Raw genomic sequence first — 13238 nt, forward strand, 5'->3', positions numbered from 1 at the left:
TCAATTAACAATGAAAGAGTACATAGACCCGTTCACCGGTAAGAAAAACAGATAACCCTTTAGGGTTTGTAGAGAAAGTGGTGCGGTTGGTGGACCTTTCAATACATCTTAAGATGTGGCAGGTAACAGGCCCTTCTAGGGCCAAAACAAACCACCGGCTGAGCCGGTGGTCATGATTGTTGAAATAAGAGGGATGAGAGTATCACGAAGGATTTGTTCATCAAAAAATACATTGAAATATCAACAAAAACTGCCCACATTTTATTGACTTTGACCAAGTGAAAGAGTACACTAAAAGTAACTTTGTATACATAATATTAGTCAGATAATTTGTGTTTACTTATGTTAAACATAATGCTTAACTAGCATAGTTTGATAGATATTCTATCGGGAAAAGGAGGAGTTAGTAGTTATGAGTACTAATCATGGTACGCCTGCCGATGTTATCAAGAAGATCCTTGATAAATTGCCGGGTGGAGACTGCAAAGGCTTCGGTGGCTGCGGAAAAGCAACTTGTAAAGAGTGTGCTGAGGCTATCGCTGCCGGCGAAAGTGTTGCTCTATGTCCTGCAGCTAAGCAGAGCAAGGTCAATGCTATCGCTAAGATCATGGGAGTTCCTGCTGTAGAGGTGACTGAGAAGATTGCCTTTGTTGCATGTAGCGGAGACGCCGCAGGCAAAGAGAGATTCGCCGGATGCAAATCCTGCGCGGACGCAGTAGACATGGGATTCCAGAGGGGCGAGTGCAAGAGCGGTTGTGTAGGAGTTGGATCCTGCATGGATGCTTGCGAATTCGGTGCAATGAAGCTGGTTGATGGCAATATAGTCATCGATCCGAAGAAATGTAACGGATGCGGAGCTTGTGCCAACGCACAGGTCTGCCCACAGCACGTAGTTCTGATGATACCGGCCGATGCAACCAACTTTATCCCATGTTCTTCCAAGGAAGAAGACGAGGACAAGGTTAGAGAAATCTGCGGATACGGATGTATCGGATGCGGCGATTGCGAGAGGGCATGTCCTGAAGGAGCAATCGAGATCATCGACAATCACGCTGTCATTGATTATGACAAATGCGTAGGCTGTGTAGCATGCACAGTTAAGTGCAAGAAGAAGATCATCGTAGATTCACTGCATGATCTGACTGTACTTAAAGAGAAGGTTGCATTTGTAAGATGCAGCGGTGGATTCAAGCCTAACCAGAAATATGCAGAATTAGGTTATGACGACTGTCAGGCTATAGTAGATAACGTAAATCCTAAGGATTACGATCTCTGCACGACAGGTTGCACAGGAATGGGCAACTGCACCAAGGTGTGCCGTTACGACGCTATTCATGTTGAAGACGGAACAGCAATCGTAGATCCTGAGAAGTGCGTAGGATGCAGAGACTGCACATACGCATGTCCTAAGAATCTGATAACCATCGTTCCTTATAAGGGAATGAAAGTGGTTCCATGTTCATCAACAGATGATTATGAAGAAAAGGCCAAAGTATGTGATTCAGGATGTATCGCTTGCGAAGACTGCAAGAGCAACTGCCCTAACGGAGCAATCTATATGGACGGAAAGCATGCAGTTGTAGATCCTGAGATCTGTGAAGACTGTGAAGTCTGCCAGTACATGTGTCCTAGACACCTCATTCAGAAGCAGGAAGTTCCAGAAGCGAACTATCTGCAGAGGGCAGCACTTGGCTTAACGGAAGGAGAGTGATTAAGGTGAGAAAATTAAAAACAATGGACGGAAACACAGCGGCCGCTCACGTAGCTTATGCATTCTCTGAAGTTGCAGCGATCTACCCGATCACACCATCTTCACCGATGGCAGAGAGCATGGACGAATGGGTTTCCCAGGACAGAGATAATATCTTTGGAGAAAAAGTTAAAATCGTAGAGATGGAATCAGAAGCCGGAGCAGCAGGTGCTGTTCATGGAGCTGTTACAGCTGGATCATATACATCCACATTCACAGCTTCACAGGGATTGCTTCTTATGGTTCCAAATATGTTTAAGATCGCAGCAGAGCAGACTCCTACAGTATTTCATGTAGCAGCCAGAGCCGTATCGACTCACGCTTTGTCAATATTCGGCGATCATTCAGACGTTATGGCATGTCGTCAGACAGGTTTCGCTATGCTGGCATCCAACAGTGTACAGCAGGTAATGGACCTGGCAGCAGTTGCACATCTTGCAACTATCGACGGACATCTGCCTATGCTTCATTTCTTCGATGGTTTCAGAACATCACATGAAAACCAGAAAATCGAGATATGGGACTATGACGAGCTGAAGGATATGGTAAACTGGGATGCAGTCAAGGCATTCAGAGATCACGCTTTGAATCCTAACCATCCTCATTCATTAGGTTCTGCTGAGCAGCCGGAAGCTTTCTTCCAGCACAGAGAATCATGTAATACCGCTTATAACGAGACTCCTGACATCGTTAACGAATACATGCAGAAGATCAACGCTAAGATCGGTACCGACTACAAACCGTTCAACTATTATGGAGATCCTAAGGCAACAGATATCATCGTAGCTATGGGTTCCGTATGCGACGCAGCTGAAGAGCTGATCGACGCAATGATGAAGAAGGGCAAGAAAGTCGGAATCCTGGAAGTACATCTTTACAGACCGTTCTCAGTTAAATACATGCTGGACGTTATGCCTGATACAGTTAAGAACATCGCAGTTCTTGACAGGACTAAAGAGCCGGGCAGCTTGGGCGAGCCACTTTATCTGGACGTAGTTGCAGCTCTCAAGGGCACCAAGTTCGAGACAGCAAATGTTATGAGAGGCCGTTATGGTCTTGGTTCCAAGGACGTACAGCCGGGAGATATCCTTGCAGTATACGAGAATATGGAAAGCAAATCACCTAAGAGCGAATTTACTCTTTCCATCAACGATGATGTTACGCATCTGTCGATCGCTCCTAGCGAGTATCCGGACACAGCACCTGAAGGAACAGTTGCATGTAAGTTCTGGGGACTTGGCGCAGACGGTACAGTCGGAGCTAATAAGAACAGTGTAAAGATCATCGGTGACCACACTGATAAGAAAGTACAGGCTTACTTCCAGTACGACTCCAAGAAATCAGGCGGAGTTACCATTTCCCACCTGCGTTTCGGAGATAAGCCTATCAAATCAACGTATTATGTAATGCAGGCTGACTTCGTAGCATGCCACAACTCTGCATATCTGCAGAAGTACGACATGGTACAGGATGTTAAACCGGGTGGATACTTCCTGCTGAACTGCGTATGGAGCGATGATGAACTTGATGAGCATCTGCCATCAGCTGTTAAACAGTACATCGCTAAGAACGATGTAAAGTTCTACACATGCGACGCAGTATCAATAGCTAAGGACATAGGACTTGGCGCCAGAAGAACTAACTCAGTACTGCAGGCAGCTTTCTTCAAATTAGCTAACATCATTCCTATCGATGAAGCTGAAGGCTACATGAAGGACGCTATCAAGAAGACATACGGCAAGAAGGGCAAGAAGATCGTAGACATGAACATTGCAGCTGTCGACGCCGGTATCAATAACGTACATAAGGTAGACGTTCCTAAGGAATGGGCTAAATGTGCCGATGATGCTGAAGGAGAGAAGCTGGTTGGTCGTGACGATCAGATGACTAAGTTCCTGAACGACGTACTGGTACCTATGGGAACAATGAGAGGCGACAGCATTCCGGTTTCCGCTTATATGGATACTCAGGACGGAGCAGTTCCGGCAGGTACAGCTCAGTTCGAGAAGAGAGGCATCGCTACAGACGTTCCTAAGTGGAATAAGGCTAACTGCATGCAGTGCAACTGGTGCTCATATGTCTGCCCACACGGCGTAATCAGACCTTTCGTTATGACAGAAGACGAGACTGCTCCTGTTAACGGCGATTATCTGAAGATGAAGGGCACTAAGGACAAGTTCTTTACTATGGGAATTTCCGCTCTTGACTGTTCAGGATGCGGATCCTGCGTAGAGGTTTGCCCTGCTAGAAATAAAGCTCTGGAGATGGAGCCTGCTGAGGACGAGATCGTTCAGGCAAATCAGGCTAAGTATGATTATCTCTTCAATAACGTTGAGGAGAAGGAAGTTCCGTTCAAGCCGGATACAGTTAAGGGCTCACAGTTCTTACGTCCGTTGCTTGAGTTCTCAGGCGCTTGCCCGGGATGCGGAGAGTCACCATACGCTAAGCTGATCACACAGCTCTTCGGAGACAGGATGTTCATTGCTAATGCAACAGGTTGTACATCGATCTGGGGCAACAGCGCACCGAGCACACCTTACACAGTAAACAAAGAGGGCAAAGGACCTGCTTGGGCAAATTCTTTGTTCGAGGATAATGCAGAGTTCGGACTTGGTATGACAATGTCAGTACTGTCACGTCGTAACGAGTTGAAGTCAGCAGCAGAAAGACTTGTAGATAAAGTCGGCGTTCCTGCTAAGGCATGGTTAGCAAGCATGGAGGATGCTGAGGCATCCAAGGAAACAGGAGAGATCCTGGCTGAAGCATGTGAGAAACTTGCAGGCAAGAACAAAGATGCTAAGTGGATCGTAGACAATAAGGATCTGCTGAATAAGCCATCAATGTGGATATTCGGTGGTGACGGATGGGCTTACGATATCGGCTACGGCGGATTAGACCACGTTATCGCTTCCGGTTACAATGTAAACGTAATGGTATTCGATACTGAGGTTTACTCAAACACTGGCGGACAGTCATCCAAGTCAACTCCTATGGGAGCTGTTGCCAAGTTTGCAGCATCCGGAAAAGATGTTAAGAAAAAGGATATGGCTCAGATAGCTATGGCTTACGGATATGTATACGTAGCTAAGATCGCTATGGGAGCTAACCCTGAACAGACATTGAAGGCTATCCGCGAGGCAGAGGCATATGATGGACCATCACTGATCATCGCATATGCACCATGCATCAACCACGGAGTTAAGGCTGGAATGAATAAGTCAATGCTTGAGATGAAGAACGCAGTTCGCAGCGGATACTGGAACCTGATGAGATACAATCCGGATCTGGCAGAAGCAGGCGAGAATCCACTGTTCATCGATAGCGCTAAGCCAACTGAGAGTTACAGAGACTTCATCATGGGCGAAGTTCGTTACAACTCACTGAAACTGAAATTCCCTGAGAGAGCAGAAAAACTGTTCAACAAGGCAGAAGAGCAGTCTAAGGAGAGATACGATCACCTCGTTAATGAGAAGAAAAGTCTGGACAACTAGGAAAGGAGGGTTTTGAAAATGAAAAGGTTTGAAATTTTAAGTAAGAGAATGTTGAATGACAACATCACGTGGCTGGTTATCAGCGCACCGTTAGTAGCACGTAAAGCTAAACCAGGTCAGTTCATAATCCTTCGTACTGACGAGTATGGTGAGAGAATTCCTCTTACCATGGCCGGACATGATTCGAAGAAGGGTACTATAGACCTGATATACGCAGCAGTAGGCAGAACTACTATGCTTATGGATCAGCTGGAAGTAGGAGACTGCTTCGCTGATATCGTTGGACCTCTGGGAAAACCGACCGAAATGGAAGGTCTGAAGAAGGTTTGCGTAGTTGGAGGCGGAACAGGAAACGCTCTGGCATATCCTCTTGCAAAAGGTATGCATGACGCAGGAATCGAAGTTGACATGATCACAGGATTCAAAAACAAGGATCTGGTTATCCTTCAGGATGAGTTCAAGGCAGGAACAGACAACCTTTATCTGGTAACAGATGACGGAACTGCCGGTGAGAAGATGTTCACTACGGTTAAACTGGAAGAACTGATCGCAGCAGGAAATGATTATGACGAGATCGTAGCAGTAGGACCTCCGATCATGATGAAGTTTACCTGTGAGATCGCTCAGAAGCATGGAATCAAATCCATCGCTTCCCTGACAGCTTACATGATCGACGGAACAGGAATGTGCGGCGGCTGCCGTTGCAACATCGGCGGAGAAGACAAATTCGTCTGCGTTGATGGACCTGATTTCGACGGTTCACTGGTTGATTGGGATGAGCTTATCCAGAGAAGTGCATATTACTCAGATCAGGAAAAGTATGACAGAGAGCATGTATGCCGCCTGACAGGAGGTGTTCGTTACAATGATTAATTTACAGAGAGAAAAGAATCCAATGCCTGAACAGGCACCTGACGTTCGTAATAAGAACTTTCTGGAAGTAACCCTTGGATATACAGAGGAACAGGCAATCAATGAAGCGCTGAGATGCGTTAAATGCCGCAAAAAGCCTTGTATGGATGGTTGCCCGGTAATGGTAAAGATTCCTGAGTTCGTAGCTAAGGTAGCAGAGGGAGAATTTGAAGAGGCTTATCAGATCATAAGCGAGACAAGTTCACTTCCTGCAATCTGTGGACGTGTATGCCCGCAGGAAAACCAGTGCGAGGGCGTTTGCGCTCGCGGCGTCAAAGGTATGCCTGTAGCAATCGGCCGTTTGGAGAGATTTGTTGCTGACTGGCACGCTGCCAACTATGGTGACGAAGAAATCAAGCCTGCAAAAGGCAACGGTCATAAGGTAGCTATCGTAGGAGCAGGCCCTGCAGGACTTGCTTGTGCCGGCGACCTGATCAATAAAGGTTATGAAGTTACAGTCTTCGAAAGTCTGCATAAGACCGGCGGAGTACTGGTATACGGCATCCCGCAGTTCCGTCTTCCTAAGGAGATCGTAGCTGCTGAGGTTGCTAAGCTTGAAGCAAAGGGCGTTAAGTTTGAAACTGATGCCATTGTCGGAAGAGCTATTACAGTTGATGAGCTGATCAAAGAAGAAAAGTTCGAGTCCGTATTTATCGGAACCGGAGCTGGACTTCCATCGTTCATGAACATCCCGGGAGAGAACCTTCTGGGCGTTGTATCGGCCAATGAGTACCTGACCAGGATCAACCTGATGAAGGCTTATAAGGACGAATATGACACACCAATCATGCATCCTAAGAGGATCGCAGTAGTTGGAGGCGGAAACGTTGCTATGGATGCTGCCAGATGCGCTAAGCGTATGGGAGCTGAAGCAGTATATGTTATCTATCGTCGTTCAGCTGAAGAGATCCCTGCAAGAGCAGAAGAACTTCATCATGCAATAGAGGAAGGCATCATCTTCCATTATCTGACCAACCCTGTACAGGTTCTTGGCGATGATAAGGGAAATGTTACCGGAATCGAATGTGTAAAGATGGAACTTGGTGCTCCTGATGCATCAGGAAGAAGAAGGCCAATAGAGATCGAAGGATCAAACTTTGTTGAGGACGTTGACTATGTGATTATGTCCATAGGAACCAAACTTAACAAGCTGATTCTGGATACTACTGACAATCTGAAAGCTAATGAAAGAGGCGGAATCGGCACAGACGATAAGGCTGAGACCAACCGTCCTGAGATCTTTGCAGGCGGCGACGCTGTAACAGGCGCAGCTACTGTAATCAAGGCTATGGGAGCAGGCAAAACTGCTGCCGCAGGAATCGATGAATTCCTGAGCAAATAAGGCCAATTAATATCATTAGTATAAATCACCAAAGAGAGCGCGGAGCCAATGGCTCCGCGCTCTTGCTAATATATAGTATGTGATCCTGTCCACTATATAAACACTTCCGGATCTCTGCGATCCGCTGCCAGTTTTCCTATCTTCTTGGCGACGCTGCCGTATATCAGGCCTGAGAATCCTCGGGCGCCTGTCGGGCAGTGGGCCACACAGGCACAGCAGCCGATACATTTGGTCTCGTCGACCTTCTTAGGCTTTTCTCTGGATATGGCGTGGACAGGGCAAATTTCAACGCAGGTCCTGCATTTGGTGCATTTGTTCGATGCGGCCGGCACCAGAGTGCGCTTGCTGTACTCCGGGAAAGGTCTTTCACCCGGGACTTCCAGCAGCTGGTACGCATTATGATCATACTTGGCCAGCTTTTTGTTACACTTGGAAGCAAAATCCTTGGCTGCATGCAGATCCTTTTCATCAGGGCGATCTTTTGCGATTTCCGGGAAAAGTGAATGCCTGGCAATGAAAGCGCCGGCAGCGACTACGTCCAGGCCCTGAGATGAAAGCAGGTCTTCCATTTCCAGCAAAGCGCTGCCGTAATCGCGGTTGCCATAGACGGCCACTATGATCGCAGGCCTGCCGTTGCCGTGGATGTGCTTGACTGAGTTCACACAGTATTCCGGTATCCTGTTGGAATAAACCGGCATCACAAGCAGGAGCGCCTCGTCTGGGGCTATAGTCAGCTTTTTCTCCAGGCGCCTGTCCATGAGACTGTGATATTCTTTGACTCCATCTAAACCGCCGGCAATGCTGGTGGTTATTCTTTTGGTCCCACCTGCAGGGCTAAAATACACGACTTTGATAGTTTTCATTTCCATACCTCCGAGTAAGTTGAATTTAATTACATTATAGCACAATATATTAATTTACATAGATTTTACTTAAATGAGATTACACTTTTTACATTCCTTGAGTATTATAGCATTGTAAACAGAAAGACAGAAATTATATGAATGATTCAAGGAGGATCACAAGAATGGAAAAGAACAGGTTATTAAAGAATTTAAAGAAGACTCTGGCGGTGGGAGCTATCATCGTAATGGCAGCATCGCTGTTCACAGCCTGCGGGAACAAATCGGACAGCAGCAGCGACAGCAGCGGCATGACCGGCGAGATCAGCGTAGTATCCAGAGAAGACGGATCGGGCACCAGAGGAGCTTTCATCGAACTATTCGGCATAGAGGTCAAGAAAGATAACGGCGATAAGGTAGACAAGACAATCAAGTCGGCGGAAGTCACCAACAGTACGGCAGTAATGCTGCAGACGATAAAGGGCAACGAGAAAGCCATCGGATATGTTTCCCTGGGATCAATGAGCGATTCAGTCAAGGCTCTGAAGGTCGACGGAGAAACCGCTTCGGTAGAAAACGTCAAGAGCGGTGACTATAAGGTGTCCAGGCCATTCAATATAGTAACAGGCAAGAAGACAAACGCAGCAGCCAAAGACTTCATAAGTTACATTAACAGCAAAGAAGGACAGGCTATAGTAGATAAGGAAGGCTATGTCAGCGAAGACGCTACCGATTCCTACGCCAAAAGCGATGCGTCAGGAAAAATCGTCGTAGCAGGTTCATCATCGGTAACGCCGCTGATGGAGAAACTGGCTGAAGCATATAAGAAAGTCAACTCAGATGTAAAAGTCGAGGTACAGCAGTCAGATTCGACTACGGGAGTTACCTCAACTATCCAGGGAGTATGCAACATAGGAATGGCTTCAAGAGAACTGGAAGACTCTGAGAAAGCCAAGGGAGTCAAATCCCAGGAAATCGCCAGAGACGGCATCGCAGTCATAGTCAACAGAAGTAACGGACTGTCAGATATCACATCTGATCAGGTAAAACAAATCTACACAGGTAAAATAACTGATTGGTCGGAGATCAAATAATCATGAACAATAGTTTTAAAGAAAAAGCCATGCAGCTGGTATTCTTACTGGCCGCATGTGCTTCCATAATCGCAGTTATACTCATCTGCGTCTTCATGTTCGGTAACGGAATACCGGCCATGTCGAAAATAGGAATAGTGAACTTCCTGACGGGGACCCTCTGGGAACCTTTTGCGGATGTTTACGGCATCCTGCCAATGATCGTAGGCAGCATATATGTAACAGTCGGCGCCATTATCATAGGCGTACCTGTGGGCATATTCTGCGCGGCCTACATGGCCAGGTTCTGCGGCCCGCTCCAGTACAAAGTACTCAAACCGGCTATTGACCTGCTGGCAGGCATACCGTCCATAGTCTACGGATTTTTCGGTCTGGTTGTCATAGTGCCGATCATGAAGGACATTTTCGGAACCAGCGGCAAAGGAATACTTACAGCATCGATAATGCTGGGCATAATGATCCTGCCGACTATAATAACTGTCTCGGAATCGGCTATAAGGGCCGTGCCGGAAAGCTATTATGAAGGCTCTCTGGCTCTGGGCGCGACACACGAACGCAGCGTATTCGCCACACTGATACCGGCGGCAAAGTCAGGCATCACGGCGGCTGTGATCCTGGGCGTAGGCAGAGCCATAGGAGAGACCCTGGCTGTGTCTATGATCATAGGAAACCAGGCCATAATGCCGGATAGCATCCTAAGCGGCGCCAGGACCATGACCACAAACATCGTCTTGGAAATGGGATACGCCACAGGCATACACAGGCAGGCCCTCATCGCCACCGGCGTGGTACTCTTCGCATTCATACTCATAATCAACCTTTTGTTCACACTGATCAAGGAAAGGAGCGCTCGAAATGAATAAACTGTCAGCATACAAAGGCAGACCAGGCTCCCTTGCCCTGAGGATCATGGTTGACCTGTCGGCTGCCCTGACCGTGCTGGTACTGGTAGCCCTGGTAGGTTACATTTTGTACAAAGGTATACCTAACCTGCATCTCGATCTTTTCCAGTGGACATACACGACGGATAACGTGTCCATGATGCCGGCCATAATAAACACATTGACCATTACATTTTGTTCGCTGCTGGTGGCAGTACCTTTCGGGGTGTTTTCGGCGGTTTACCTGGTGGAATACGCCGGCAGGGGGAACAAGCTGGTCAAGGTGATCAGGCTGACGACGGAGACTCTGTCGGGGATACCGTCAATCATATACGGCCTTTTCGGATTTCTGTTCTTCGTAGTAGCTCTGGGATGGAGCTATTCGATACTGGCAGGAATTATGACCCTGGCCATAATGATACTTCCTCTGATAATGAGAACCACGGAGGAAGCCCTGAAGGCCGTGCCGGACACATACCGCGAGGGCAGCTTCGGCCTTGGAGCAGGAAAGCTCAGAACCGTTTTCAAAGTGGTGCTCCCATCTGCAGTACCGGGCATTCTGGCGGGTGTCATACTGGGAGTGGGCAGGATCGTCGGCGAGACGGCGGCTTTAATATACACGGCAGGAACCGTGACCGGTGTCGCATCAAGTCTCCTTTCATCGGGAAGGACCCTTTCAGTGCACATGTACGCACTCCTCTCCGAGGGACTCTACATGGATCAGGCTTATGCGACGGCCGTGGTACTGCTGATAATGGTAATAATAATCAACGCCATCTCAAGTCTGGTGGCGAAAAAGGTGGCCGGTAAGGCTGCATGATAGAAAGGAATGTAATGGATAAATTTACGATAAATGATCTGAATCTGTACTACGGCGATTTCCATGCCCTGAAGTCGGTGAATCTGCATCTTCCGGCCAAGGAAATCACGGCTTTCATAGGTCCCAGCGGCTGTGGCAAGTCTACTCTGCTGAAGACACTGAACCGTATGAACGATCTGGTAGAGGGCTGTAAGATCACGGGACAGGTAATGCTGGACGGAGGGGATATCTACGCGCCGAAAACCGACGTTAACCTGCTTCGCCGTAATGTGGGCATGGTTTTCCAGAAACCTAATCCCTTTCCTATGAGTATTTTCGATAATGTGGCTTACGGGCCGCGGACTCATGGAATAAGGTCCAAGCTGGAACTTGAGGAGATAGTTGAAAAATCTCTGAGGGATGCGGCTATCTGGGATGAGCTTAAGGACAGATTGAAGAAAAGTGCCCTGGGGCTTTCAGGTGGTCAGCAGCAAAGGCTATGCATAGCCAGGGCTCTGGCTGTGGATCCTGAGGTGCTACTCATGGACGAGGCTACAAGTGCTCTGGATCCGATTTCTACAAGTAAGATAGAAGATCTGGTCCTGGAGCTGAAGGAAAAGTACACTATAATAATGGTGACTCATAATATGCAGCAGGCTCTTAGGATTTCTGATAATACGGCCTTCTTCCTGCTGGGTGAGGTCATCGAATACGATAAAACTGATAAACTCTTCTCTGTTCCTTCTAACAAGAAGACAGAGGATTATATTACAGGGAGGTTTGGCTGATGAGAAACAGATTCGACGCAGAACTGGCTCAATTGAATGTAGAACTGATAAAAATGGGGAGCCTGTGCGAGCTGGCTATAACGGACGCTATGAGCGGGCTTCTGGAGGATAAGGATGAGCTCCTGAAGTTGGTTAAGGAAACGGATAATGAAATCGATGAGAAGGAAAGAGAAATAGAGAATATGTGCTTCAAACTCATGCTTCAGCAGCAGCCTGTGGCACGTGATATGAGGACGATTTCCGCGGCTCTTAAGATGATAACGGATATGGAGCGAATAGGAGATCAGGCTTCTGATATTGCCGAGATAGCCGAGTACATTGAGGGCGATGATTCCAAGCATCATACGCACCTGAAGTCTATGGCTGAGTCTTCGGCGGCTATGGTGAGGGCGGCTATCAAGTCTTTCGTGGACAAGGATCTTGACCTGGCATATAAGGTGATGAAGGATGACGACATAGTCGATGGACATTTCGAGGAAATGCGTAAGGATCTTATCGAACTGATCAGGGGCGAGGAGACGAGTCCTGAGTTGTGTGTGGATCTGCTTATGATCGCCAAGTACTGCGAGCGTATCGGAGATCACGCTGTGAATATCGCTGAGTGGGTGGAGTTCTCTATTACGGGGGTGCACCTGAGCGAGGAACTGCGCGATCCCATCTGATCCGCCCGCTGGGAGACCTAACCCGACGAAGTATGAGTCGTTGGTAGGTCCCCTGTCAGGACCGCAGTGCTTTAGCACGTGGCGGTCTACGGCTCTCTTCGTGCGCATGCCACCATTTGTTTCGCCGTCAAACAGCGTAACGTGTTTAGCTGCCTTTCCCGCTCGTCTGCGGCTATGGCTGCTATTGCTCCTGCGGAATCGCGGGCGGATCAGATGGCTCGCGCACCTTATATTATTGATTTGGTCGTATACGTGCGTGCCCGCACGTATAGCCCTGTATTTAGGGATGGAGGTGCGTTCTAGAGATTCTTAAATTGATTTACGCACTTATCAGTGATTCTCAGAGGATGGAGGTGCGCGTATTGGAATTCCAATGATTTGCCGCGCACGTATAGGCTGTTTTAGAGACCTGGAAGTGCGTTTTCTGTCTGATATGGTTCCATATAATCCCAATCAAGGAAGTTATAACCAGTAACGCGCACCTCGACCCCTTTGAATGGGTCAATAAGTGCGATTTTGGTTTACAATAACAAAAAATCCGCACTATCGTTCTGGGTATCAGCCTAATACGTGCGCGGTACAATCACATAGTCTTTTCAGACTGATTCTTGCGGGGCTGGAAACATCAACGACCATCTTCAATCTCTTGCAATCGCAAGGTATCAATAAAAGAGGAG

The 13238-nt window shown here is 47.6% G+C and carries 10 protein-coding genes; 9 read left to right on the forward strand and 1 reads right to left on the reverse strand.

Translation table 11 applies throughout. From position 1 onward, the window contains the following. The first annotated feature begins 412 nt into the window (after nucleotides 1-412). From EV211_RS04040 to gltA, 4 genes are read left to right on the forward strand one after another with little or no spacing between them, the layout of a single operon-like run. Nucleotides 413-1711, forward strand: a complete 1299-nt coding sequence (locus tag EV211_RS04040; RefSeq protein WP_133528154.1) for a 4Fe-4S dicluster domain-containing protein — start codon at nucleotides 413-415, stop codon at nucleotides 1709-1711. A 23-nt stretch (nucleotides 1712-1734) separates the two neighbouring features. Beyond that, on the forward strand, nucleotides 1735-5241 hold the full coding sequence (gene nifJ / locus EV211_RS04045) for a pyruvate:ferredoxin (flavodoxin) oxidoreductase (protein ID WP_133528192.1): 3507 nt from the start codon (nucleotides 1735-1737) through the stop codon (nucleotides 5239-5241). Nucleotides 5242-5259: 18 nt separating this feature from the next. Beyond that, nucleotides 5260-6114 carry a sulfide/dihydroorotate dehydrogenase-like FAD/NAD-binding protein gene (locus EV211_RS04050; RefSeq protein ID WP_133528155.1) on the forward strand — a complete coding sequence of 285 codons (855 nt, stop codon included), beginning with the start codon at nucleotides 5260-5262 and terminating at the stop codon, nucleotides 6112-6114. Next, nucleotides 6107-7495, forward strand: coding sequence for an NADPH-dependent glutamate synthase (gene gltA / locus EV211_RS04055; RefSeq protein ID WP_133528156.1), 1389 nt, complete (start codon nucleotides 6107-6109; stop codon nucleotides 7493-7495). The genes EV211_RS04050 and gltA overlap by 8 nt, the downstream gene beginning before the upstream one ends. A 92-nt stretch (nucleotides 7496-7587) precedes the next feature. Here the strand turns inward: gltA and EV211_RS04060 are convergent, their stop codons facing one another. Beyond that, a complete protein-coding gene (locus EV211_RS04060; RefSeq protein WP_166635367.1) occupies nucleotides 7588-8358 on the reverse strand; it encodes an EFR1 family ferrodoxin in 771 nt (256 codons plus the stop codon). A 164-nt stretch (nucleotides 8359-8522) separates the two neighbouring features. On the opposite strand from EV211_RS04060, the gene EV211_RS04065 reads away from it, so the two are divergent. The 5 genes from EV211_RS04065 to phoU are packed head-to-tail and all read left to right on the forward strand — an operon-like array spanning nucleotide 8523 to nucleotide 12561. Then, a complete protein-coding gene (locus EV211_RS04065; RefSeq protein ID WP_133528158.1) occupies nucleotides 8523-9431 on the forward strand; it encodes a substrate-binding domain-containing protein in 909 nt (302 codons plus the stop codon). A gap of 2 nt (nucleotides 9432-9433) precedes the next feature. Further along, a complete protein-coding gene (gene pstC / locus EV211_RS04070; protein WP_133528159.1) occupies nucleotides 9434-10294 on the forward strand; it encodes a phosphate ABC transporter permease subunit PstC in 861 nt (286 codons plus the stop codon). Then, nucleotides 10287-11132, forward strand: coding sequence for a phosphate ABC transporter permease PstA (gene pstA / locus EV211_RS04075; protein ID WP_133528160.1), 846 nt, complete (start codon nucleotides 10287-10289; stop codon nucleotides 11130-11132). The genes pstC and pstA overlap by 8 nt, the downstream gene beginning before the upstream one ends. A gap of 14 nt (nucleotides 11133-11146) precedes the next feature. After that, complete coding sequence (gene pstB, locus EV211_RS04080) at nucleotides 11147-11899, forward strand: phosphate ABC transporter ATP-binding protein PstB (protein ID WP_133528193.1); 753 nt, start codon at nucleotides 11147-11149, stop codon at nucleotides 11897-11899. After that, on the forward strand, nucleotides 11899-12561 hold the full coding sequence (gene phoU, locus EV211_RS04085) for a phosphate signaling complex protein PhoU (RefSeq protein ID WP_133528161.1): 663 nt from the start codon (nucleotides 11899-11901) through the stop codon (nucleotides 12559-12561). Before pstB ends, phoU begins: the two co-directional genes overlap by 1 nt. Nucleotides 12562-13238: the final 677 nt, after the last annotated feature.

The sequence above is a fragment of the Aminicella lysinilytica genome (genome assembly GCF_004362975.1).
Taxonomy (GTDB): domain Bacteria; phylum Bacillota; class Clostridia; order Peptostreptococcales; family Anaerovoracaceae; genus Aminicella; species Aminicella lysinilytica.

What these genes read in the sequence shown, in the direction of transcription:
- pstA (WP_133528160.1), top strand. Translation starts at nt 10,287, where the DNA reads ATGAATAAACTGTCAGCATACAAAGGCAGACCAGGCTCCCTTGCCCTG.
- gltA (WP_133528156.1), top strand. Translation starts at nt 6,107, where the DNA reads ATGATTAATTTACAGAGAGAAAAGAATCCAATGCCTGAACAGGCACCT.
- pstB (WP_133528193.1), top strand. Translation starts at nt 11,147, where the DNA reads ATGGATAAATTTACGATAAATGATCTGAATCTGTACTACGGCGATTTC.
- EV211_RS04050 (WP_133528155.1), top strand. Translation starts at nt 5,260, where the DNA reads ATGAAAAGGTTTGAAATTTTAAGTAAGAGAATGTTGAATGACAACATC.
- EV211_RS04040 (WP_133528154.1), top strand. Translation starts at nt 413, where the DNA reads ATGAGTACTAATCATGGTACGCCTGCCGATGTTATCAAGAAGATCCTT.
- EV211_RS04060 (WP_166635367.1), bottom strand. Translation starts at nt 8,358, where the DNA reads ATGAAAACTATCAAAGTCGTGTATTTTAGCCCTGCAGGTGGGACCAAA.
- EV211_RS04065 (WP_133528158.1), top strand. Translation starts at nt 8,523, where the DNA reads ATGGAAAAGAACAGGTTATTAAAGAATTTAAAGAAGACTCTGGCGGTG.
- nifJ (WP_133528192.1), top strand. Translation starts at nt 1,735, where the DNA reads ATGGACGGAAACACAGCGGCCGCTCACGTAGCTTATGCATTCTCTGAA.
- pstC (WP_133528159.1), top strand. Translation starts at nt 9,434, where the DNA reads ATGAACAATAGTTTTAAAGAAAAAGCCATGCAGCTGGTATTCTTACTG.
- phoU (WP_133528161.1), top strand. Translation starts at nt 11,899, where the DNA reads ATGAGAAACAGATTCGACGCAGAACTGGCTCAATTGAATGTAGAACTG.